A 23276-nucleotide genomic window follows, 5' to 3' on the forward strand; every position below is an offset into this window, starting at 1 on the left:
TAAGGCAGCACCAAGGAGGGGCCCGGTACCGCACGCGCGGTGCCGGGCCCCTTCGCGTACCACCGGCCGAGCCACAGGTCCTGTCAGGTCCTGTCAGGTGCTGTCGGTGGCGCTCCGTAGACTGGACGCGTGAGTGAGCCGAGCGACCCGACCGAACCGCGCGATCCCAGCGACGACCTGTTCGACGACATCGTCGACAACGAGACAGACCGCGACCCCGACCTGGCGGTGATCGAGGCGGGCAGCCGTACCCTGCGGGCCGTCTCCGGTCCGCCGCAGGGCGACCCGGTGCCGTCCCGGCCTGCCGACCCCGAGGTCGACAAGGCCCTGCGCGCCGTCGAGACCGAGCTGTCCACCCGCTGGGGCGAGACCAAGCTGGAGCCCTCCGTCAAGCGGATCGCCGCTCTGATGGACGTCCTCGGCGAGCCGCAGCGCGCGTACCCCTCGATCCACATCACCGGCACCAACGGCAAGACCTCCACCGCCCGCATGATCGAGGCCCTGCTCGGCGCCTTCGACCTGCGCACCGGCCGCTACACCTCGCCGCACGTGCAGACCATCACCGAGCGGATCAGCCTGGACGGCGCCCCGATCGACCCCGAGCGCTTCGTCGAGACGTACCAGGACGTCAAGCCGTACGTGGAGCTGGTCGACGCCCGCGAGGAGTACCGGCTGTCGTTCTTCGAGGTGCTCACCGGCATGGCGTACGCGGCCTTCGCCGACGCCCCGGTCGACGTCGCCGTCGTCGAGGTCGGCATGGGCGGCACCTGGGACGCGACGAACGTCATCGACGCCTCCGTCGCCGTCGTCACCCCGATCGACCTCGACCACACCGACCGGCTCGGCGAGACGCCGGCCGAGATCGCCGGCGAGAAGGCCGGGGTCATCAAGCCCGGCGCGACCGTGATCCTCGCCCAGCAGCCCGTCGACGCGGCCCAGGTGCTCCTGAAGAAGGCCGTCGACGTGGACGCGACCGTGGCCCGCGAGGGCATGGAGTTCGGCGTGGTCTCCCGCGAGATCGCCGTCGGCGGCCAGCTGCTCACCCTGCGCGGCCTGGGCGGCGAGTACGACTCCGTCTTCCTCCCGCTGCACGGCGCGCACCAGGCGCACAACGCGGCCGTGGCGCTCGCCGCCGTCGAGGCCTTCTTCGGCATCGGCGCGCAGCACGCCCGCACCCTCGACATCGACACGGTCCGCCGGGCCTTCGCCCAGGTGGCCTCGCCCGGGCGTCTGGAGGTCGTGCGCAAGTCGCCGACGGTGATCCTGGACGCCGCGCACAACCCGCACGGCGCGCGCGCCACGGCCGAGGGCGTGAGCGAGGCCTTCGGGTTCTCCCGGCTCATCGGCGTGGTGTCCACCAGTGGCGACAAGGACGCGAAGGGTCTCCTGGAGGCCTTCGAACCGATCTTCGCCGAGGTCGTCGTCACCGCGAACTCCAACCCCCGGGCCACCGACGTGGACGCGCTCGCCGCGATCGCCGTCGAGGTCTTCGGCGAGGACCGGGTGGTCGTCGAGCCCCGGCTCGACGACGCCCTGGAGACGGCGATCACCCTCGCCGAGGAGGAGGGCGAGTACGCGGGCGCGGGCGTGCTCGTGACCGGTTCGATCTTCACGGTCGGCGACGCCCGGCTGCTGCTCAAGAGGGGCTGAGACTGAGCCATGCGGGTGCTGTGTTCCTCGACGCTGATCGGTGAGTTCTTCGTGATCGGCTTCGCCGGTCTGGTCGCCATGAAGGACGACTCCCTGGCGACGTCCACGGTGTGGTGGGTCTGCGGGATCGCCATGCTGCTGTCGGTGCTGCTGTGCGGGATGATCACCCGTCCGGGCGGGGTGCAGCTCGGCTGGGCCCTGCAGATCGCGCTGATCGCCAGCGGTTTCGTCGTGCCGGTCATGTTCTTCCTCGGCGCGGTCTTCGCCGCCCTGTGGTGGGCGTCGGTGCACTACGGACGCCGGATCGACCAGGTCAAGGCGGACTGGGCGGCCCGCCAGGAGACGGCGACGGCCGGGGCCCAGGGCTCCGCAGGGCCTGACGCTGCGTGATCGGTGCCGGTCCGGGCCCTGTAGATTCGTAGGGCCTAGCTAGCCCCCGCACACCGTTGTCTGAAGGAGTTCCCCCGTGAGCCAGCGATCGCTCGTCCTGCTCAAGCCCGACGCCGTCCGCCGTGGCCTGGTCGGCGAGATCATCGGCCGTATCGAGCGCAAGGCGGGCTGGACCATCACGGCCCTGGAGATGCGCGCGCTGGACCAGGAGACGCTGGAGCAGCACTACGGCGAGCACAAGGGCAAGCCCTTCTACGAGCCGCTGATGGGCTTCATGCAGTCCGGTCCGGTCGTCGCGCTGGTCGTCGAGGGCGAGCGGGTCATCGAGGGCCTGCGCACCCTGGCCGGCCCGACCGACCCGATCGCCGCAGCGCCCGGCTCCATCCGCGGCGACTTCGGCACCATCGTCCGCGAGAACCTGATCCACGCCTCGGACTCCGAGGAGTCCGCCGCGCGGGAGCTGAAGATCTTCTTCCCCGGCGTCTGAGCGAGCGAAGATCTTCTTCCCCGGCGACTGAACGGGCGTCATCCGATCAGCGTCATGTCCTGGGGGCGACCGAAGGAATTCGGTCGCCCCCAGGCATATGAACGCCGAACCCGGGAACGGATCGCCGCGTCATTCCGTCACCTATACAGAGTCGTCACCTATACAGAGGTGGACTGGGGCGGTCCGCCGCGCGGTATCCGTGCGGGCGGCACTACGATGGAAAACCGCACGCCGCACCACCTTCAGCCACCACCTCGCCGACCTGAGAAGCCGTCAACGCTCCGCTAGGGAAGGCCCGACGCATCCTCATGGGAAACAAGGGGAACTCAATGTCGTTCATCGGCCGTGACATGGCTGTCGACCTCGGGACCGCCAACACGCTGGTGTACGTCAGGGGTCGAGGCATCGTTCTGAACGAGCCGTCCGTCGTCGCGATCAACACCAACACCGGCGGCATCCTCGCGGTCGGTGCCGAGGCGAAGAAGATGATCGGCCGGACGCCCGGCAACATCGTCGCCGTCCGCCCGCTCAAGGACGGCGTCATCGCCGACTTCGAGATCACGGAGCGGATGCTCCGCTACTTCATCCTCAAGATCCACAAGCGCCGCTACCTGGCCCGCCCCCGGGTCGTCGTCTGCGTGCCGTCCGGCATCACCGGAGTCGAGCGCCGCGCCGTCATCGAGGCCTCCACCCAGGCCGGCGCCCGCCAGGTGCACATCATCGAGGAGCCCATGGCCGCGGCCATCGGCTCGGGCCTCCCGGTCCACGAGGCCACCGGCAACATGGTCGTCGACATCGGCGGCGGCACCACCGAGGTGGCCGTCATCTCCCTCGGCGGAATCGTCACGGCACAGTCCATCCGGGTGGCCGGCGACGAGCTGGACAACGCGATCATCCAGCACATCAAGAAGGAGTACTCGCTCCTCCTCGGTGAGCGCACCGCCGAACAGATCAAGATCACCATCGGCTCGGCGTACGACCTCGAACAGGACGAGCACACCGAGATCCGCGGCCGCGACCTGGTCTCCGGCCTGCCCAAGACCGTCGTGATCTCCGCCGCCGAGGTCCGCAAGGCCATCGAGGAACCGGTCAACGCGATCGTCGACGCGGTCAAGACCACCCTCGACAAGTGCCCGCCGGAACTCTCCGGTGACGTCATGGACCGCGGCATCGTTCTCACCGGTGGCGGCGCCCTGCTCCGCGGCCTCGACGAACGGCTCCGCCGCGAGACCGGCATGCCGATCCACATCGCCGAGGACCCGCTGGACTCGGTGGCGCTCGGATCCGGCAAGTGCGTCGAGGAGTTCGAGGCCCTCCAGCAGGTCCTCGACGCCCAGCCGCGCCGCTGACCCGGGGCGCGCCGCCGACCCGGGGCGCCGCCCCCGTACCCGTACAACTTCATCGTCTTCAACACCCGTCACATCCCGTCGTTTCGAGGAAGGGCACGGCCGCCGCACGTGAGGGACACACGAGAGAGCCGGCTGCTCCTGGTACTGCTGATCGCCATCGCGTTCGCACTGATCACGGTGGACATCCGAGGAGGCCAGGAGTCGCCGGTCGACGGTGCCCGACAGGCCGCGGCCGCGGTCTTCGGTCCCGTCGAGAACGGAGTCGCCTCGGCGGTCGACCCCATCGGCAACGCCATAGGAGCGGTCCGCGACTCCGGCGAACGGCACGACCGGATCGCCGCCCTGGAGCAGGAGAACGCCGCCCTCAAGGCCAGGCTCGGCAGCGACGACCGCAACCGCAGCCGGCTGCGCGAGCTCGACGCGATGCTGAAGACCGCCGGCGCCGGCCAGTACGGCATCAAGGGCGCCGAGGTCATCGCCATAGGGGCGGCCCAGGGCTTCTCCTGGACCGTCACCATCGACGTCGGCGCGCGCGACGGCATCCAGCGCGACATGACCGTGCTCAACGGCTCCGGCCTGGTCGGCCGGGTCACCACCGTCGGCCCCAGCACCTCCACCGTGCTGCTCGCCAACGACCCCGACTTCACCGTCGGCACCCGCATGGAGAAGACCGACGAACTCGGCTTCGCCACCGGCCAGGGCGACCGCCCGCTGCTCGTCCAGCTGCTCAACGGCAAGGCCAAGGTCAAGGCGGGCGACCGTCTCGTCACCTTCGGCTCGCAGGCCGACAAGCCCTTCGTGCCCGGTGTGCCGGTCGGCGAGGTGGTCCGCGTCGACCCCTCGGGCGGCGGCCTCACCCGTAACATCTACGTCCGCCCGTACGTCGGCTTCACCAAGCTCGACATCGTCGGCGTCGTCGTCCAGGCCCCGCGCTCCGACCCGCGCGACATGGTCCTGCCGCAGAAGCCCAAGCCGGCCCCGACGGTCACGGTGACGGTCACCCCGCCGCCCCCGGACGGACAGCAGCAGCCGGGCGCGAACCAGAACCAGCCGCAGCAGCAGGGCGTGAAGCCGGTCGACCCGCAGACACCGGCGGACCCGCAGGCGCCGGCCGACCAGCCGAACGCGGCCGACCAGCCGGCCCAGCAGCCGAACCAGCAGCAGCCGCAGGACCAGGGGGAGACACCGTGAAGATCAACCGCATCCTCCTCTCCGCCGCCCTGGTCGTCGTCGCCCTCGTCGTCCAGGTCTCCGTCCTCGCCCGCCTCCAGCTCCCCGGCGCCGTCCCCGACCTGGTCCTCCTGACCGTCGTCGCCCTCGCCCTGGTGTACGGGCACGTCACCGGCGCCCTCGTCGGCTTCACGGCCGGGCTGCTCGCCGACCTCGCGCCGCCCGCCGACCACGCCGCCGGGCGCTACGCCCTCGTGCTGTGCGTCGTCGGCTACCTGTGCGGCCTGGCCAAGCCCGAGACCGGCCGGCTCAAGTCCGCCACCGGCCCGATGGCCGTGGTCGTCGCCGCAGCGATCGGCTCCACCCTGCTCTACGCGGGCGTCGGCGCCCTCGTCGGCGACACCGCCGCCCGCCATGTCGGCCTCGGTTTCCTGCTGTTCACCGCGGCCCTCTACGACCTGCTCCTCGCGCCCTTCACCGTGCCGCTGATCATGGCGATCGCCCGGCGCGCGGAGAACGACCCGCTGGCCGACACCAACGGGGGCAGCGGCTCCGACGTCGCCTCCGGCTGGCTGTCCTCCGGCACCGGCCTGAGGATCGGCACCCAGCGCGGCGGCCTGCGCGTCAAGGCCGCCCGCAGCCGCGCCTCACGCGCCGGACGCATCAAGGGAGTCAAGCGACTGTGATCCAGGGGGAGCCCGCAGCATGAGCAACATCCCCGAGACCGGGCGGACCCCCCGCGTCCAGATCCGGCTCGTCGTCATCCAGGTCCTCGTCTTCTCCCTGCTCTTCACGCTCGGCGGACGCCTCTGGTACCTCCAGATCCGCAACGGCAAGGAGTACACCGACGAGGCGAAGAGCAACCACGTCCAGCAGGTCGTCCAGCCCGCCGTCCGCGGCGCCATCCTCGACGCCCGCGGCGTCCCGCTCGCCGACAACGAGACCCGGCTCGTGGTCTCCGCCTCGCGCACCGAGCTGCTGAAGATGAAGGACGACGGCAAGGGCGTCCTCACCCGGCTCGCCGGCGTCCTCGGCATGAAGCCCGAGGACGTCGTCAACAAGATCCGGCTCTGCGACTCCAAGACCCCCAAGCCCTGCTGGAACGGTTCGCCCTACCAGCCGATCCCGGTCACCGACGAGGCCACCACCCAGCAGGCCCTGCAGATCCGCGAGCGCGCCGAGGACTTCCCCGGCATCACCGCCGAGCCCGCCGCGGTGCGCCGCTACCCGGCCCCCGGCAAGTCCCGTACCTCCCAGGTCCTCGGCTACCTCTCGCCCGTCACCGACGCGGAGATCACCAAGGCCAAGGACACCGACTCGCCGTATCTGCGTTCCGACCAGGTCGGCCGCTCGGGCCTTGAGCGGACCTACGACAAGCAGCTGCGCGGCAAGGCCGGCGTCACCCGCTACGAGGTCGACAACCTCGGCCGGGTCATCGGCCAGGCCAAGAGCGACGTGGCCGTGCCCGGCGCCAACGTGGTCACCTCCATCGACGCCCGCGTCCAGGCGGTCGCCGAATGGGAGCTCCACAACGCGATGGTCGAGGCCCGCAAGACCTTCGACAAGAACACCAACGAGAACTACAAGGCCGACGCCGGCGCCGTCGTCGTCATGGAGGCCAAGACCGGCCGCATCGTCGCCATGGCCTCGCAGCCCGACTACGACCCCAACGCCTGGGTCGGCGGCATCTCCGCGAAGGACTACGCGGCCCTCACCGGCAAGAACTCCAACTTCCCGCTGCTCAACCGGGCCATCCAGGGCCAGGCCGCCCCCGGCTCCATCTTCAAGGTCATCTCGACCACCGCCGCCGTCAACGCGGGCTACGACTTCGACGGCCGCTACCCCTGCACCAGCTCGTACTCCATCGGCAACCAGGTCTTCAAGAACTTCGAGTCGCAGAACCACGGCCCGATCTCGCTCGGCCGCGCCCTTGAGGTCTCCTGCGACACCGTCTTCTACGCCCTCGCGCACCAGCAGTGGCAGAAGGACGGCGGGATGAAGCCGAAGAAGAACCCGGGCGACTGGTTCTACAAGACCGCCCACCAGTTCGGCCTCGGCGCCGAGACCGGCATCGACCTCCCCAACGAGGTCACCGGCCGCGTCCCCGACCGCCAGTGGAAGCAGAAGTTCTGGGAGGACAACAAGGAGTGGTGGTGCAAGTACGGGAAGAAGGGCGGCACCTACGTCCAGCAGCTCTCGTACGAGAACTGCCTCGAAGGCAACCTGATGCGCGCCGGTGACTCCGTCAACTACTCCATCGGCCAGGGCGACACCCTCGTCACCCCCATCCAGATGGCCACCATCTACTCCGCCATCTCCAACGGCGGCACCCTGTGGAACCCCACCGTCGGCAAGGCCGTCATCAGCGCCGACGGCAAGACGGTGGACGAGATCGCTCCCAAGTCGCACGGCAGGCTGCCCTTCGACGCCAAGACCCGCGACTTGATAGACGAAGCCCTCGCGGGAGTCGCCACCCGCGGTACGGCCGCCTGGCGTTTCGGCGGCTGGCCGCAGGACAAGATCCCGATGCACGCCAAGACGGGTACCGCCGAGGTCTACGGCAAGCAGACGACCTCCTGGTTCGCCACGTACACCAAGGACTACGCGATCATCATGACGATCGCCCAGGGTGGTACGGGCTCCGGCGCCTCCGGCCCCGCCGTGCGCAACATCTACGACGCGCTGTACGGACTCGACGACTCCGGCAAGCAGGACCTGAAGAGGGCCCTCCTTCCGCAGCCGCAGAAGGCGCTGCCCAAGATCGAGGCGGACGGCTCCATCGACGCGCCGAAGATCCAGCCGTACGACCCGGAGGCCGGGAAGGTGGACCCGGAGAAGGCGACGGCGGACGCCACCCAGCCGGCGGACCCGCCGGCCGACCCGCCGGCCGACCCGGCGAAGAAGCCCGACGACCAGCAGCTCGCGGGCCCGCCCGCCACCCGGGGAAGGCTGTGACCCGATGACCGCACCGCACGGCTTCTCCGTCTCCCGTTACGCCCCCGAGCGCGGCACCCTCGCCAAGCTCACCGCCCGCGACTCGGTGCTGCGCCGGCTCGACTGGCCGATCCTGCTGTCGGCGCTCGCGCTGTCCTTCATCGGCTCGCTGCTCGTGTGGTCCGCGACCCGCGGCCGTACCGAGCTCAACCAGGGCGACCCGTACTACTTCCTCTTCCGGCACGTCCTCAACACCGGCATCGGGCTCGCCCTGATGATCGGCACGGTCTGGCTCGGCCACCGCACCCTGCGCGGCGCCGTGCCGATCCTCTACGGCATCTCCATCCTGCTGATCCTCGCCGTCCTCACCCCGCTCGGCGCGACCATCAACGGCGCGCACGCGTGGATCGTGGTCGGCGGCGGATTCTCGCTCCAGCCGAGCGAGTTCGTGAAGATCACGATCATCCTGGTGATGGCGATGCTGCTCGCCGCGAAGGTCGACGCCGGTGACCAGCTCCACCCCGACCACCGCACGGTCGCCAAGGCCCTCGGCCTCGCGGCCCTGCCGATGGGCATCGTCATGCTGATGCCCGACCTCGGCTCCGTGATGGTCATGGCCGTCATCGTGCTCGGCGTGCTGCTCGCCTCCGGCGCCTCCAACCGCTGGGTGCTCGGCCTGATCGGCGCGGGCATCGCGGGAGCGGTCCTCGTCACCACGCTCGGCATGCTCGACGAGTACCAGATCAACCGCTTCGCCGCCTTCGCCAACCCCGACCTCGACCCGGCCGGCGTCGGCTACAACACCAACCAGGCCCGCATCGCCATCGGCTCCGGCGGCCTGCTCGGCGCCGGCCTCTTCAAGGGCTCCCAGACGACCGGCCAGTTCGTCCCCGAGCAGCAGACGGACTTCGTCTTCACCGTCGCGGGCGAGGAACTCGGCTTCGTCGGCGCGGGGCTGATCCTGGTCCTGCTCGGCGTCATCCTATGGCGCGCCTGCCGGATAGCGCGTGAGACCACGGAGCTGTACGGCACGATCGTCGCCGCCGGCATCATCGCCTGGTTCGCCTTCCAGGCCTTCGAGAACATCGGCATGACCCTCGGCATCATGCCGGTCGCGGGACTTCCGCTGCCGTTCGTGTCGTACGGCGGCTCGTCGATGTTCGCGGTGTGGGTGGCGATCGGCCTGCTCCAGTCGATCCGGGTCCAGCGGCCGATGACGGCCTAGCCAGGACCTGTCCGGCGCCGTACTCCCCTTGGCCGTCCTCCAGTCGTAGATTCGTCTCATGGAGGAGAAGCGAGAGGTCGAGCGGAAGTACGAGGCCGACGGCGCGGACGTGCGGCTCCCGGACCTGACCAGGGTCCGGGGCGTGGCCGCCGTCCAGGACGAGGGCGTCACCGAACTCGACGCCGTCTACTACGACACCGCCGACCTGCGCCTCGCCGCCGCCTCCCTGACCCTGCGGCGCCGCACCGGCGGCGCGGATGCCGGCTGGCACCTCAAGTTCCCGGTCGCGACGGGCATCCGCGACGAGATCCGCGCCCCGCTCTCGGACACCCTCCCCGAGGCCCTGGCGTCCCTCCTCCGCTCCCGCGTCCGCGATCTTCCCGTCGTCCCGGTCGTCCGCCTCGTCTCCCACCGCGACGTCCACCACCTCACGTCGAAGGACGGCACGGTCCTCGCGGAACTCTCCACGGACACGGTCCACGCCCAGCGCCTCCCCACGGGCCCCGAGACCACCTGGACCGAGATCGAGGTCGAACTGGCGGACGACACGGAGGCCGCGGACGAAGCTCTCCTCGACGCGGTCGAGAAACGCCTGAAGAAGGCGGGCATCCACCGCTCGTCGTCCCCGTCGAAACTGGCGAGGGCCCTGGAGGAGACGGGCGGGACGGCGGGCGCGGTGGCGTCGGCGGCTGCGCCGCCGGCCGCCGCGGCCCGCCCCGCGCCTGCGGCGGGCGAGGCCGATGCCTCCCCTGGCGGCGCGGGCGGCCCCGCGCCTGCGGCTGGGGAGGCGGGTGCTTCCCCGGCCCCGGCCGGTGACGATCGCGCCGCGAAGCGGGCGCGGCGGGGGGACGGGGGCGGAGCCCCCGGTCTCGTCAGGGTTTCGGGAAGGGGCGGGGTGGGGGACAAGGCCCTGGCCCCCGGCACGGCCGGCGCCGCCGTCCTCGCGTACGTACGCGAGCAGGTCGACGCCCTCGTCGCCCTCGACCCCGCCGTCCGCCGCGACCTCCCCGACGCCGTGCACCAGATGCGCGTCGCCTCCCGCCGCCTGCGCAGCGCGTTCCGGACGTACGGCAAGGTCCTCGACCGCACCGTCACCGACCCCGTCGGCGAGGAGCTGAAGTGGCTCGCGGGCGAGCTGGGGTACGCCCGGGACCTGGAGGTCCTCGACGCCCGGCTGCGCGCCGCCCTCGACGCGCTGCCGCCCGACCTGCACGTCGGCCCCGTGCGCGACCGGCTCAGGACCTGGGCCGAGGCGAAGGGCGGCGGCTCCCGGCGCCGTACCCTCGACGCCCTCGACTCCGCCCGCCACCTCGCCCTGCTCGACCGCCTCGACGCGCTCCTCGCCGCCCCGCCCCTCCTCCCCGCCGCCCGCAAGGACGCGGCCAAGGTCATCCCCAAGGCCGTCCGCCGCGACTACCGCCGCCTCGCCGCCCGCGTCGACCACGCCCTCGCCCTCGACCCCGGCCAGGACCGCGACCTCGCGCTCCACGCCGCCCGCAAGGCGGCGAAGCGCGCCCGCTACGCCGGCGAGGCCGCCGTACCGACCCTCGGGAAGCCCGCCCGGCGCTTCGCGAAGCGCATGAAGGCCGTCCAGACCTGCCTCGGCGACCACCAGGACAGCGTCGTCGCCCGCGCCGCGCTGCTCGACCTCGCCACCCAGGCGCACGCCGCCGGCGAACCCTCCTTCACCTGGGGCGTCCTGTACGCGCGCGAGGAAGCCGCCGCGGCGGCCCGCGAACACCAGCTCCCGGAGGTCTGGGCCAGGGCCTCCGCCCCGGAAATCCGGGCGGCACTGAGCCACTGAGCACCGGGGTACGCTTGAGAGTCGCCCCCTGCCAGCTCACGAAGGTTCGACATGTCTGCTGCCGAGTCTGTCTTCCCGCAGCTCGAAGCTCTGCTCCCGCACGTGCAGAAGCCGATCCAGTACGTCGGTGGAGAGCTGAACTCCACGGTCAAGCCCTGGGAGTCCGCCGACGTCCGCTGGGCACTGATGTACCCGGACGCGTACGAGGTCGGTCTGCCCAACCAGGGCGTCATGATCCTCTACGAGGTGCTGAACGAGCGGGAGGGCGTCCTCGCCGAGCGCACCTACAGCGTCTGGCCGGACCTCGAAGAGCTGATGCGCGAGCACGGCGTGCCGCAGTTCACCGTCGACTCCCACCGCCCGGTCTCCGCCTTCGACGTGTTCGGCCTGAGCTTCTCCACGGAGCTCGGCTACACCAACATGCTCACGGCGCTTGACCTCGCCGGCATCCCGCTGGAGTCCAAGGACCGCACCGTCGACCACCCGATCGTGCTCGCGGGCGGCCACGCCGCCTTCAACCCCGAGCCGATCGCGGACTTCATCGACGCGGCGATCATCGGCGACGGCGAGCAGGCCGTGCTCGACATGACCGAGATCATCCGCCAGTGGAAGGCCGAGGGCCGGCCCGGCGGCCGCGAGGAGGTCCTCTTCCGCCTCGCGAAGACCGGCTCCGTCTACATCCCGGGCTTCTACGACGTCGAGTACCTGCCGGACGGCCGCATCGGCCGCGTCGTCCCCAACAAGTCCGGCGTGCCGTGGCGCGTGTCCAAGCACACCGTCATGGACCTCGACGAGTGGCCGTACCCCAAGCAGCCCCTCGTCCCGCTCGCGGAGACCGTCCACGAGCGCATGTCCGTCGAGATCTTCCGCGGCTGCACCCGCGGCTGCCGTTTCTGCCAGGCCGGCATGATCACGCGCCCCGTGCGGGAGCGAAGCATCACCGGCATCGGCGAGATGGTGGAGCGCGGTCTCAAGGCGACCGGCTTCGAGGAGGTCGGCCTCCTCTCCCTCTCCTCCGCGGACCACACGGAGATCGGCGAGATCGCCAAGGGCCTCGCCGACCGCTACACGGACGACAAGGTCGGCCTCTCCCTCCCCTCGACCCGCGTGGACGCGTTCAACGTCGACCTCGCCAACGAGCTGACCCGCAACGGGCGCCGCTCCGGTCTCACCTTCGCCCCCGAGGGCGGCTCCGAGCGCATGCGCAAGGTCATCAACAAGATGGTCTCGGAGGAGGACCTGATCCGGACCGTCGCCACCGCGTACGGCAACGGCTGGCGCCAGGTCAAGCTGTACTTCATGTGCGGCCTGCCGACCGAGACCGACGAGGACGTGCTGCAGATCGCCGACATGGCGATCAACGTCATCGCCAAGGGCCGTGAGGTCTCCGGCCAGAACGACATCCGCTGCACCGTCTCCATCGGCGGCTTCGTGCCCAAGCCGCACACGCCGTTCCAGTGGGCCCCGCAGCTGTCGGCCGAGGAGACGGACGAGCGTCTGCAGAAGCTCCGGGACAAGATCCGCGGCGACAAGAAGTACGGCCGCTCGATCGGCTTCCGCTACCACGACGGCAAGCCCGGCATCGTCGAGGGCCTGCTCTCGCGCGGTGACCGCCGCATCGGCGCGGTCATCCGCGCGGTCTACGAGGACGGCGGCCGCTTCGACGGCTGGCGCGAGCACTTCTCGTACGACCGCTGGATGGCGTGCGCCGAGAAGACGCTCCCCGAGTTCGGCGTGGACGTCGCCTGGTACACGACCCGCGAGCGCACCTACGAGGAGGTCCTGCCCTGGGACCACCTGGACTCCGGTCTCGACAAGGACTGGCTCTGGGAGGACTGGCAGGACGCGCTCGACGAGACCGAGGTCGAGGACTGCCGCTGGACGCCGTGCTTCGACTGCGGCGTGTGTCCTCAGATGGACACGCACATCCAGATCGGCCCGACCGGCAAGAAGCTGCTGCCCCTGACGGTCGTGAAGTAGTCCCGGTATTGCGATCGGGTGACGGCCCGGCGGAAGGTGAACCCTCCGCCGGGCCGTCGGCGTCCTGTCGGTCATGAGCACGGAAAACCCGGCGCCGGCCCCGCCCACCCCGCACGCCCTGATCCGCATCCCGGTGCGGATCGTCGTGCTGCTCCTGATCCTCCCGGTCCGCATGACCTGGGACGCCCTCAAGGTCACGGCCCGCTTCCTCGACCGCGCCGTGCTCCGCCCGGCCGGCCGCGGTCTCGCCCTCGGCGCGAGGTGGCTCGGCAAGGCGGTGACCTGGCCCTTCGTGATGCTGTGGCGGTACGTGATCGTCGCCCCGGCGGTGTGGCTGTACGACGCGGTGCTCGCCCCGCTGGGGCGGGGTGTCGGGTGGCTGCTCACCCGTACGGGCCAGGGCCTGGGGTGGGTGTTCACCGGCCTCGGCAAGGCGGTGGCCTGGTTCTTCACGGCCCTGTGGCGGTACGGGGTCGTGGCCCCGGCGGTGTGGTTGTACCGGGCGGTGCTGGCGCCGCTCGGGCGGGGGCTCCGGTGGCTGCTCACCGGCCTCGCCAAGGTGCTTGTGTGGCCTGTGGTCTTCGTGTGGCGGTACGGGATCGCGGCCCCGGCGGTGTGGCTGTACGGCGCGGTGCTCGCCCCGCTGGGCCGGGGCGTCGGGTGGCTGCTCACCCGTACGGGCCACGGCCTGACCTGGCTGTTCACCGGCCTCGGGCGCGGGATCGCCTGGGCCGCCACGGGCCTCTGGCACGGCGTGACCTGGGCCGCCACGGGCCTCTGGCGCGGTCTCGCCTGGCTCGGCACCGGCGTCTGGCGCGGTCTCGCCTGGCTCGGCACCGGCGTCTGGCGCGGTCTCGCGTGGTTCTTCGGCGGCATCTGGTACGGCCTCGCCTTCGCCCTCACCCGCCTCGGCCGCGGCCTCGCCGTCCTCGGCCGCTGGACCCTCACGGCACTCGCCTGGCCCGTCGTCACCTTCTGGCGGTATCTGCTCGTGCCCTTCGTCACGTACGGCATCGCCCGCCCCGCCGCCTGGCTCTGGCGGCGCGTCCTCGCCCCGCTCGGGCGCGAGATCCGTGACGCGGTCGGGATCTGCTGGCGGGCCGCCGGGTTCGTGTCGCGGGCCGTGGGGCGGGGGATCGCCTGGGCGGTGCGCACGCTGCTGGTGCGGCCGGTGGCGTGGGCGGCGCGGAATCTCGTCGGGCGGCCGGTCCGCTGGCTGGCGCGGCATCTGGTCCGGCGGCCCCTCGCCTGGGCGTACCGCGAGGTCTGCACCCCGGTCGGGCACTGGGTCCGCGACGCCGTGTGGGCGCCGGCGCGCAAGGCGCTCGCCGAGGGCCGCCACGCCACGCGCGCCGCGCTCGCCTCGGCCCGGGACACCGTCCGCCGGGCCCGCCAGGACGTGAGGGGTCTCTGGCCGGCCAGGCCGGGCTCGCGTCGCCCTGACACCCCGTCTCCCACGTTGTCGTCAGCCGCCATGGCTCCTCCATCGTCGGCTTCCTCCGCCTTGGATCCGGGGTCCCCGCGGTGACATCAGCCGCTGCGCGGCGGGCGCTCGCTGATCCGGCCTGGTCGGCCGGAGACCCCTCGCGCGCGCTCCTCGGCGGAGCCGAGCCGGAGCCGGGCGGGGAACCGCAGGTGGCGGGGGCGCGTACTCTGGGTAGTACAACGAACGTCCCCGGCGCGGCGCCCGCACCCGAGATCTCCCCGCAGCAGCGGGGGTGAGCCGACAGCGGGTCCCCCGGGGCACCACCGCATTTCGAGGGCGGCGCGGCCGGCCGCGCCCGCCCCGCACCGAGGAGAAGAACCACTGGGCAAGCGACAGCCCGAAGGCCCGCCGCCCGCACCGGCGGTGCAGCGCATCCGACTGCGCTACACCAAGCGCGGCCGCCTCCGGTTCACCAGCCACCGTGACTTCCAGCGCGCTTTCGAGCGTGCGCTGCGCCGTGCCGAGGTGCCCATGGCGTACTCGGCCGGCTTCACCCCCCACCCGAAGGTGTCGTACGCGAACGCCGCCCCGACGGGCACCGGCTCCGAGGCCGAGTACCTGGAGATCGCGCTCACCGCGAGCCGTGACCCGGAGACCCTGCGGGCCATGCTCGACGAGTCCATGCCGAACGGTCTCGACATCGTCGACGCCGTCGAGGCCCGGACCTCCGGCCTCGCCGACCGGCTCACCGCCTCCGTGTGGGAGCTGCGGCTCGACGGTGTCGACGTCGACACGGCCCGCAAGGCCGTCGACGCGTTTCTCGCGGCCGAGACCGTGGAAGTACAGCGCAAGACCAAGAACGGAATCCGCACCTTCGACACCCGCGGTGCCGTCGTGGAGCTGACCGCGGCCCCCGCCCAGGGCGATCCCCAGGGTGATAGGCCGCTGGACAGCGCCTGTGCGATACTGCGGCTGGTTGTTCGGCACGTAGCACCTGCCGTGCGACCCGACGACGTCCTGTCCGGTCTCCGAGCTGTGGCCGACCTGGCGCCGCCGGTCCCCGCAGCGGTGACCAGGCTGGCGCAGGGGCTCTTCGACGAGGAGTCCGGCACGGTGACCGACCCGCTCGCGCCCGACCGCGAGGCAGTCACGGCCGCTCCACCCACGGCCGCCGCGACCGCTTCTGCGACGGCGCCGGGTGCGGGTACCGCGTAAGGAGTGTCGTCGCAGCGCCGCCCTGGTACTCGGGAGCCACCTGGGTCGGGCAGCGCACTGACCAGGAGACTTTCGCCAGGCCGTCCGCAGAAGGCGTACGGAACCGGCGAGCCAGACACATAAGCTCCCGTGCGGCGCCCGCGCCCCGGACGGCGGCACCGCGCTTCACGCGCGTCCGTGCCGCCGGACCGGAACCAGACGCGGCGCCCGGGAGCGTGACGGGAGAACCGCCCGCATGCTCGAACAGCCCGAAGAGAACGAGAACAGCAACGCCCCCGGTGACAAGCTGCCGCCGCGCCGTCGGCGCCGCGCCGCGTCCCGGCCGGCCGGCCCGCCGGTGACGGCGGGGGCCGCCGCCGAGAGCACCGAGGTCGTGGAGACCGCGCAGGCCCCGGCCGCCGAGGCCGCGCCGGTCGAAGAGGCCGCTCCGGCCCCCCGCACGCGCCGTCGTGCCACCCGCAAGGCCACCGCGCCCGCCCCGGTCGAGGCCCCGGCCGCCGAAGCCGCCGAGGCCGAGGTCGCCGCGCCGGTGGAGGAGGCCGCTCCGGCGCCCCGTACCCGCCGCCGCGCCACGCGCGCCGTGGCCGCCCCCGAGCCCGAGGCCGCCCTGGTGACGGAGCCGGCCGCCGAGGCCGTCGCCGTGGCCGCCCCCGAGCCCGAGGCCGCTCCGGCCCCGCGCACCCGCCGCCGCGCGACCCGCGCCGTGGCCGCGCCCGCTCCGGTCGAGGCCGAGGCCGCCGAGCCCGAGGTCGCCGCCCCGGTCGAGGAGCCCGCCGCCGTGGCCGCGCCGGTGGAGGAGGCCGCCCCGGCGCCCCGTACCCGCCGTCGTGCCACCCGTAAGGCCACCGCGCCCGCCGTGACCGCGGACGCCGCCGCCGAGATCGCCGCCGAGACCTCCGGCGAGGCGCTGCCCGAGGACACCGTCGAGGAGATCGCCTCGCACGCCGCCGAGGTCGCCGCCGCCGAGCAGGCCGCCACCCGTGGCCGTACCCGCCGCCGCGCCTCGTCGCCGCAGTTCACCACCGCCGAGCCGGCCGCCAAGGCCGAGGCGGAGCCCGAGGAGGCGCCGCGCGCCCGGCGCGCCGCCCGTCCGGCCGTCGCCGTGTTCCAGGCCCCGGTCTTCGCCGAGCCGATGTTCCAGACCCCGGAGACCGCCGCCGCCATGGCCGCGGCCGAGGTCGTCGAGGAGGAGCCGGAGGAGGAGACCGCCGAGGTCGAGGCCGCCGCGCCCGTCGTCGAGGAGGAGTCCCCGCGCTCCCGCCGCCGGCGCCGCCGCCGTGGCGAGCCCGTCGCCGTCGAGCCGGTCCCGGCCACCGTCGCCGACGAGCCCGAGGTCGAGTCCACCCCCGAGGCGGAGGACCAGGTCGAGGGCGAGGCCGAGGAGACCGACGAGTACGAGGACCGGCCGTCCCGCCGCCGGCGTCGTGGCGGCCGTCGCCGCCGCCGCGGCGAGCTGACCGAGGCCGAGGAGACCGAGGAGGCGGAGGAGGGCGAGGAGTACCACGCCGAGGACGCCGAGGAGCCGGAGGAGGGCGAGGAGACCGAGGAGGCCGAGGGTGCCGCCGGCGGCTCCAGCAGCTCCCGCCGTCGCCGTCGCCGCCGTCGCCGCAGCGACGCCGCCGGTGAGTCCGAGACCGCCGACGAGGACGGCGTCCGCACGGTCGTCAAGGTCCGCGAGCCCCGCCCGAAGGCGGAGCCGTCCGACGAGGTGCAGTCCATCAAGGGCTCCACGCGTCTGGAGGCCAAGAAGCAGCGCCGCCGCGAGGGCCGCGAGCAGGGCCGCCGCCGCGTCCCGATCATCACCGAGGCCGAGTTCCTGGCCCGCCGCGAGGCCGTCGAGCGGGTGATGGTCGTGCGCCAGAACGGCGAGCGCACCCAGATCGGCGTCCTGGAAGACAACGTGCTCGTCGAGCACTACGTCAACAAGGAGCAGGCCACCTCGTACGTCGGCAACGTCTACCTGGGCAAGGTCCAGAACGTGCTGCCGTCGATGGAGGCCGCCTTCGTCGACATCGGCAAGGGCCGCAACGCCGTCCTGTACGCCGGTGAGGTCAACTTCGAGGCGCTCGGCATGGGCAACGGCCCGCGCCGCATCGAGGCCGCCCTCAAGTCCGGCCAGTCGGTCCTGGTGCAGGTCACCAAGGACCCGATCGGCCACAAGGGCGCCCGCCTGACCAGCCAGGTCTCGCTGCCCGGCCGCTACCTCGTGTACGTGCCCGAGGGCTCGATGACCGGCATCAGCCGCAAGCTCCCGGACACCGAGCGCGCGCGTCTGAAGACCATCCTCAAGAAGATCGTCCCCGAGGACGCGGGCGTCATCGTGCGCACCGCCGCCGAGGGCGCGAGCGAGGACGAGCTGCGCCGCGACGTCGAGCGTCTGCAGGCGCAGTGGGAGGACATCCAGAAGAAGGCGAAGAACGGCAACGCGCCGACCCTTCTCTACGGTGAGCCGGACATGACCGTCCGGGTCGTCCGCGACATCTTCAACGAGGACTTCTCCAAGGTCATCGTCAGCGGCGACGACGCGTGGGAGACCATCCACGGCTACGTGAACCACGTCGCCCCGGACCTGACCGACCGCCTGTCCAAGTGGACCAGCGAGGTCGACGTCTTCGCCACGTACCGGATCGACGAGCAGCTGATGAAGGCGCTCGACCGGAAGGTCTGGCTGCCGTCCGGCGGTTCGCTGGTGATCGACAAGACCGAGGCGATGGTCGTCGTCGACGTCAACACCGGCAAGTTCACCGGCCAGGGCGGCAACCTCGAGGAGACCGTCACCCGGAACAACCTGGAGGCGGCCGAGGAGATCGTGCGTCAGCTGCGGCTGCGCGACCTCGGCGGCATCGTCGTCATCGACTTCATCGACATGGTCCTGGAGTCCAACCGCGACCTGGTGCTGCGCCGCCTCCTGGAGTGCCTGGGCCGGGACCGGACCAAGCACCAGGTGGCCGAGGTCACCTCGCTCGGCCTGGTGCAGATGACCCGCAAGCGGGTCGGCCAGGGCCTCCTGGAGTCCTTCTCCGAGACCTGTGTCCACTGCAACGGCCGCGGTGTCATCGTCCACATGGAGCAGCCCGCCACCCACGGCGGCGGTGGCGGCGGCAAGCGCTCGAAGAAGCGCGGCCGCGGTGGCGAGGCCCACGAGCACGAGCACGTCCACGAGGTCGCGGCGGGCGTCGAGGCCCCGGCCGAGCACGCCGAGGCGGAGATCGAGACCGAGGCCGAGCTCGCGGCGGAGCTGGCGGCCCCGGTGGCCCTGCCCGAGCCGATCGCGCCGGACGAGGAGCTGTACAGCAGCGTCGCCGAGGCCGAGGCGGCCGCCACGCGCGGTCGCGGCCGGCGCCGGGCGACCCGCCGGGTGTCCGCGCCCGTCGCCTCGCCGGCGGTCACCGAGACGGAGACCTACGAGGTCGTCGTACCGGAGCCGAAGACCGAGCCCGAGCCGGAGGCGGCCGTGGCGCCCGAGGCCCCCGTGGCAGCGGCCCCGGTGGCCGAGGAGGCCGCGCCCGCGCCCCGTACCCGCCGTCGTGCCACCCGGCGGGCGACCGCCCCGGTGACCGGCACCGAGGCGCCGGCCGCCGCGGAGACGGTGGTCGCCGAGACCGTCGTCGCCGCCCCGGTGGCCGAGCCGGTGGCCGAGCCGGTCGCCGAGCCGGTCGCCGAGGAGACCCCGGCTCCGGCCCCGGCTCCGGCGCCCGTCGTCGAGGAGGCCCCCGTGGCCGCCCCGCCGAAGGCGCGTCGCCGGGTCGTCCGCAAGGCCACGGCCCCCGCCGGTGCGCCGGAGGGTGCCGAGGAGGCCGCCGTGGTCGTGGTGGCGTCCGCCGCCCCGGCCGAGGAGACCGCCGAGGCCCCGTCCGCCGGCACCGAGGCCGAGGCTCCCGCCCCGGCCAAGAAGGCGGCGGCCCGCAAGACGGCCAAGAAGGCCACGGCGAAGAAGGCCGCCACCAAGAAGACGGCGGCCAAGAAGACCGCGGCGAAGAAGGCGACCGCCAAGAAGGCGGCGGCCAAGAAGACCGCCGCCCCCGCGCAGGACTGACCCAGTCCCCGCCGCTCACGTGTGGACCGTCCTCCCGCCGAGGACGGTCCACACGGCATTGACCCAGGATCGGAATACAGGAAACCCAGCCCGATGAACAACACCCCCGTTCCCAGAGTGCGCAAGGCCGTCATCCCGGCCGCCGGTCTCGGCACGCGCTTCCTTCCGGCCACCAAGGCGACTCCCAAGGAGATGCTGCCGGTCGTCGACAAGCCGGCCATCCAGTACGTGGTGGAGGAGGCGGTCTCCGCCGGGCTGTCGGACGTGCTGATGATCACGGGTCGCAACAAGCGCCCGCTCGAGGACCACTTCGACCGGAACTACGAGCTGGAGGAGGCCCTCGTCCGCAAGGGCGACGAGGAGCGCCTGGCCCGGGTCCAGGAGTCCAGCGAGCTCGCCACCATGCACTACGTGCGCCAGGGCGATCCGCGCGGTCTCGGCCACGCCGTGCTCTGCGCGCAGCCGCACGTCGGCGACGAGCCCTTCGCGGTGCTCCTCGGCGACGACCTGATCGACCCGCGCGACCCGCTGCTCGCCCGGATGCTGGAGGTCCTGGCCGCGCAGGGCGGCAGCGTCGTCGCCCTCATGGAGGTCGACCCGGCGCAGATCCACCTGTACGGCTGCGCCGCCGTCGAGCCGGCCGCCGACGCCGATGTCGTCCGCATCACCGGCCTGGTCGAGAAGCCGGCCCCGGCCGAGGCGCCCAGCAACTACGCGATCATCGGCCGCTACGTCCTCGACCCCGCCGTCTTCGACGTGCTGAGCAGCACCGAGCCGGGCCGCGGCGGCGAGATCCAGCTCACCGACGCGCTGCAGAAGATGGCCGCGGACGAGCGGCTCGGCGGCCCGGTGCACGGTGTGGTCTTCAAGGGCCGCCGTTACGACACCGGTGACCGCGGCGACTACCTGCGGGCCATCGTGCGCCTCGCGTGCGAGCGCGAGGACCTGGGCCCGGACTTCCGTACCTGGCTCAAGGCCTTCGTGGCCGAGACGGCGTGAGCCTCCGGGGCGCGGCGCCTGACCGGCGCCGCGACCGGATTTGACCCCCTCCGGGGCCCGCCCGTAACCTAGACCGTCGGCGTGTCGACTGGCACGCCACCACCTCTGAGCACATTCCTCCCAGCTCAGGCCGGGAGAGGCCGCACGCCCGTCAGGGCGGAGCGGCTGGCGTCAGAGGTCCCTTTACCGAGTGAGAGAGAGATCCGCGTGTACGCCATCGTGCGCAGCGGTGGTCGCCAGCACAAGGTTGCTGTCGGCGACATCGTTGAGGTTGACAAGATTTCCACCGCCAAGGCTGGCGACACGGTCGAGCTCTCGACCCTGCTCGTCGTCGACGGCGACGCCGTGACCAGCGACCCGTGGGTCCTGGCGGGCATCAAGGTCCAGGCCGAGGTCGTGGACCACACCAAGGGCGCCAAGATCGACATCCTGCGCTACAAGAACAAGACCGGCTACCGCCGTCGCCAGGGTCACCGTCAGCAGTACACGGCGATCAAGGTCACGTCCATCCCGACGGCCGCGAAGTAAAGAGGGACTGAGCAATGGCACACAAGAAGGGCGCATCGTCCACCCGGAACGGTCGCGATTCCAACGCCCAGCGGCTCGGCGTGAAGCGCTTCGGCGGTCAGGTCGTCAACGCGGGTGAGATCCTGGTCCGCCAGCGCGGCACCCACTTCCACCCGGGCTCGGGTGTCGGTCGCGGTGGCGACGACACGCTGTTCGCCCTGCAGGCCGGTTCGGTGCAGTTCGGCACCTTCCGTGGCCGCAAGGTCGTGAACATCGTTCCGGTCGCCTGATCGGAACAGCTTGGCGGAGGCGGACCTCACTTCCCGACTGGGGAAGCGGGTCCGCCTTTCGCGTGTTACTAGGTAGACATTCCCACCCATAGCTTTAGCTCTCTGGAGGCCCAACCATGACCACCTTCGTGGACCGCGTCGAGCTGCACGTCGCCGCGGGTAACGGAGGCCACGGCTGCGCCTCCGTCCACCGGGAGAAGTTCAAGCCGCTCGGCGGCCCGGACGGCGGCAACGGCGGCCGGGGCGGCGATGTGATCCTGACCGTGGACCAGTCGGTCACCACGCTCCTCGAATACCACCACTCGCCGCACCGCAAGGCCACCAACGGCAAGCCCGGCGAGGGCGGCCACCGCGCGGGCAAGGACGGCCAGGACCTGGTCCTGACCGTGCCCGACGGCACCGTCATCCTGGACAAGAGGGGCAACGTCCTCGCGGACCTGGTCGGCCAGGGCACGACGTACGTCGCCGCCCAGGGCGGCCGCGGCGGCCTCGGCAACGCGGCGCTGGCCTCCGCCCGCCGCAAGGCCCCCGGCTTCGCGCTGCTCGGCGAGCCCGGCGACCTCCAGGACATCGTCCTGGAGCTGAAGACGGTCGCCGACGTGGCGCTCGTCGGCTACCCGAGCGCCGGCAAGTCCTCGCTGATCTCCGTCCTCTCGGCCGCCAAGCCGAAGATCGCGGACTACCCCTTCACGACGCTCGTCCCGAACCTCGGGGTGGTCACGGCCGGCTCGACCGTCTACACCATCGCCGACGTCCCCGGCCTCATCCCCGGCGCCAGCCAGGGGCGCGGCCTGGGCCTGGAGTTCCTGCGCCACGTCGAGCGCTGCTCGGTGCTCGTGCACGTCCTCGACACGGCGACCCTGGAGTCCGACCGCGACCCGGTCAGCGACCTCGACGCGATCGAGGAGGAGCTGAAGCAGTACGGTGGCCTCGGCGACCGCCCGCGCGTCGTCGTCCTCAACAAGATCGACATCCCGGACGGCCAGGACCTCGCGGACATGATCCGCCCGGACCTGGAGGAGCGCGGCTACCGCGTCTTCGAGATCTCCGCGGTCGCCCGTACGGGCCTCAAGGAGCTCTCCTTCGCCCTCGCCGAGATCGTGGCCCAGGCCCGCGCGGCCAAGCCGAAGGAGGAGGCGACCCGGATCGTCATCCGCCCGAAGGCGGTCGACGACGCCGGCTTCACCGTCACCTACGACGAGCACGAGGACCTGTACCGCGTGCGCGGCGAGAAGCCGGAGCGCTGGGTCCGCCAGACCGACTTCAACAACGACGAGGCCGTCGGCTACCTCGCGGACCGTCTCAACCGCCTCGGCGTCGAGGACGAGCTGATGAAGGCCGGCGCCCGCGCCGGCGACGGCGTCGCGATCGGCCCCGACGAGAACGCGGTCGTCTTCGACTGGGAGCCCACCCTGATGGCCGGCGCCGAAATGCTCGGCCGCCGCGGCGAGGACCACCGCCTGGAGGCCCCGCGCCCGGCCGCCCAGCGCCGACGCGACCGCGAGGCGGAGCGGGACGAGTCGCAGCGTGAGTTCGACGAGTTCAACCCCTTCTAGGCCCTCCCCGCCTCGTGTCCCCCTCGGGCCCCCGCCCGGACCGCTGTCCGGCCGGGGGCCCGTCGCGTACCGGCGGACGGAGTCCGGCGCAGCCGTCCGATGCCCGTGAGGCCCCCCTGGGGCCGAGCGGTGCGAGGGCGGCCGTGGGGGCACTGTCTAGGCCCTTCCCGCCTCGTGTCCCCCTCGGGCCCCCGGCCCTGGACATTCCCGTCCGGCCGGGGGCCTGTCGCGTACCGGCGGACGGAGTCCCGGTGGCCG

General features: G+C 72.2%; 17 protein-coding genes. All 17 read left to right on the forward strand.

The window, feature by feature from the left end; genetic code table 11:
• The first annotated feature begins 129 nt into the window (after positions 1-129).
• Entirely contained in the window at positions 130-1650 is a 1521-nt protein-coding gene (locus tag AB0C73_RS31280; RefSeq protein WP_362536733.1) for a folylpolyglutamate synthase/dihydrofolate synthase family protein, read from the forward strand.
• A 9-nt stretch (positions 1651-1659) separates the two neighbouring features.
• Positions 1660-2040 carry a DUF4233 domain-containing protein gene (locus tag AB0C73_RS31285; protein WP_362536735.1) on the forward strand — a complete coding sequence of 127 codons (381 nt, stop codon included), beginning with the start codon at positions 1660-1662 and terminating at the stop codon, positions 2038-2040.
• A gap of 76 nt (positions 2041-2116) precedes the next feature.
• A complete protein-coding gene (gene ndk / locus AB0C73_RS31290; protein ID WP_362536737.1) occupies positions 2117-2527 on the forward strand; it encodes a nucleoside-diphosphate kinase in 411 nt (136 codons plus the stop codon).
• Positions 2528-2856: 329 nt separating this feature from the next.
• Positions 2857-3876 (forward strand): rod shape-determining protein, encoded by a 1020-nt coding sequence (locus AB0C73_RS31295; RefSeq protein ID WP_019886273.1) that lies wholly within the window; start codon positions 2857-2859, stop codon positions 3874-3876.
• A 108-nt stretch (positions 3877-3984) separates the two neighbouring features.
• Positions 3985-5067, forward strand: a complete 1083-nt coding sequence (gene mreC / locus AB0C73_RS31300; protein WP_362536739.1) for a rod shape-determining protein MreC — start codon at positions 3985-3987, stop codon at positions 5065-5067.
• The gene (gene mreD, locus AB0C73_RS31305) at positions 5064-5732 is read left to right on the forward strand and encodes a rod shape-determining protein MreD (protein ID WP_362536741.1); all 669 of its coding nucleotides are present in this window, start codon (positions 5064-5066) and stop codon (positions 5730-5732) included. The genes mreC and mreD overlap by 4 nt, the downstream gene beginning before the upstream one ends.
• A gap of 19 nt (positions 5733-5751) precedes the next feature.
• Positions 5752-8001 carry a penicillin-binding protein 2 gene (mrdA, locus tag AB0C73_RS31310; protein ID WP_362536743.1) on the forward strand — a complete coding sequence of 750 codons (2250 nt, stop codon included), beginning with the start codon at positions 5752-5754 and terminating at the stop codon, positions 7999-8001.
• Positions 8002-8005: 4 nt separating this feature from the next.
• Positions 8006-9205 carry a rod shape-determining protein RodA gene (rodA, locus tag AB0C73_RS31315; protein ID WP_362536744.1) on the forward strand — a complete coding sequence of 400 codons (1200 nt, stop codon included), beginning with the start codon at positions 8006-8008 and terminating at the stop codon, positions 9203-9205.
• 58 nt (positions 9206-9263) lie between these two features.
• Positions 9264-11009, forward strand: coding sequence for a CYTH and CHAD domain-containing protein (locus AB0C73_RS31320; RefSeq protein WP_362536746.1), 1746 nt, complete (start codon positions 9264-9266; stop codon positions 11007-11009).
• 51 nt (positions 11010-11060) lie between these two features.
• On the forward strand, positions 11061-12989 hold the full coding sequence (locus AB0C73_RS31325) for a TIGR03960 family B12-binding radical SAM protein (RefSeq protein WP_362536748.1): 1929 nt from the start codon (positions 11061-11063) through the stop codon (positions 12987-12989).
• Positions 12990-13062: 73 nt separating this feature from the next.
• Entirely contained in the window at positions 13063-14517 is a 1455-nt protein-coding gene (locus tag AB0C73_RS31330) for a hypothetical protein (RefSeq protein WP_362536750.1), read from the forward strand.
• Positions 14518-14838: 321 nt separating this feature from the next.
• Positions 14839-15630 carry a TIGR03936 family radical SAM-associated protein gene (locus AB0C73_RS31335; protein WP_362536752.1) on the forward strand — a complete coding sequence of 264 codons (792 nt, stop codon included), beginning with the start codon at positions 14839-14841 and terminating at the stop codon, positions 15628-15630.
• A 235-nt stretch (positions 15631-15865) separates the two neighbouring features.
• Positions 15866-19666, forward strand: coding sequence for an Rne/Rng family ribonuclease (locus AB0C73_RS31340; protein ID WP_362536754.1), 3801 nt, complete (start codon positions 15866-15868; stop codon positions 19664-19666).
• 93 nt (positions 19667-19759) lie between these two features.
• Positions 19760-20665 (forward strand): UTP--glucose-1-phosphate uridylyltransferase GalU, encoded by a 906-nt coding sequence (galU, locus tag AB0C73_RS31345; RefSeq protein WP_362536755.1) that lies wholly within the window; start codon positions 19760-19762, stop codon positions 20663-20665.
• Between the two features lie 207 nt (positions 20666-20872).
• Positions 20873-21193, forward strand: coding sequence for a 50S ribosomal protein L21 (rplU, locus tag AB0C73_RS31350; RefSeq protein ID WP_265862363.1), 321 nt, complete (start codon positions 20873-20875; stop codon positions 21191-21193).
• 14 nt (positions 21194-21207) lie between these two features.
• The gene (gene rpmA / locus AB0C73_RS31355; RefSeq protein ID WP_030494090.1) at positions 21208-21462 is read left to right on the forward strand and encodes a 50S ribosomal protein L27; all 255 of its coding nucleotides are present in this window, start codon (positions 21208-21210) and stop codon (positions 21460-21462) included.
• A 116-nt stretch (positions 21463-21578) separates the two neighbouring features.
• A complete protein-coding gene (obgE, locus tag AB0C73_RS31360; RefSeq protein WP_362536757.1) occupies positions 21579-23018 on the forward strand; it encodes a GTPase ObgE in 1440 nt (479 codons plus the stop codon).
• Positions 23019-23276: the final 258 nt, after the last annotated feature.

The sequence above is a fragment of the Streptomyces sp. NPDC048623 genome (assembly GCF_040650755.1).
In the GTDB taxonomy this organism is placed as follows: Bacteria; Actinomycetota; Actinomycetes; order Streptomycetales; family Streptomycetaceae; genus Streptomyces.

Coding starts and splice junctions, on each gene's coding strand:
- AB0C73_RS31285 (WP_362536735.1), top strand. CDS start 1,660: ATGCGGGTGCTGTGTTCCTCGACGCTGATCGGTGAGTTCTTCGTGATC.
- AB0C73_RS31295 (WP_019886273.1), top strand. CDS start 2,857: ATGTCGTTCATCGGCCGTGACATGGCTGTCGACCTCGGGACCGCCAAC.
- mrdA (WP_362536743.1), top strand. CDS start 5,752: ATGAGCAACATCCCCGAGACCGGGCGGACCCCCCGCGTCCAGATCCGG.
- rodA (WP_362536744.1), top strand. CDS start 8,006: ATGACCGCACCGCACGGCTTCTCCGTCTCCCGTTACGCCCCCGAGCGC.
- AB0C73_RS31320 (WP_362536746.1), top strand. CDS start 9,264: ATGGAGGAGAAGCGAGAGGTCGAGCGGAAGTACGAGGCCGACGGCGCG.
- AB0C73_RS31325 (WP_362536748.1), top strand. CDS start 11,061: ATGTCTGCTGCCGAGTCTGTCTTCCCGCAGCTCGAAGCTCTGCTCCCG.
- AB0C73_RS31330 (WP_362536750.1), top strand. CDS start 13,063: ATGAGCACGGAAAACCCGGCGCCGGCCCCGCCCACCCCGCACGCCCTG.
- AB0C73_RS31340 (WP_362536754.1), top strand. CDS start 15,866: ATGCTCGAACAGCCCGAAGAGAACGAGAACAGCAACGCCCCCGGTGAC.
- galU (WP_362536755.1), top strand. CDS start 19,760: ATGAACAACACCCCCGTTCCCAGAGTGCGCAAGGCCGTCATCCCGGCC.
- rpmA (WP_030494090.1), top strand. CDS start 21,208: ATGGCACACAAGAAGGGCGCATCGTCCACCCGGAACGGTCGCGATTCC.
- obgE (WP_362536757.1), top strand. CDS start 21,579: ATGACCACCTTCGTGGACCGCGTCGAGCTGCACGTCGCCGCGGGTAAC.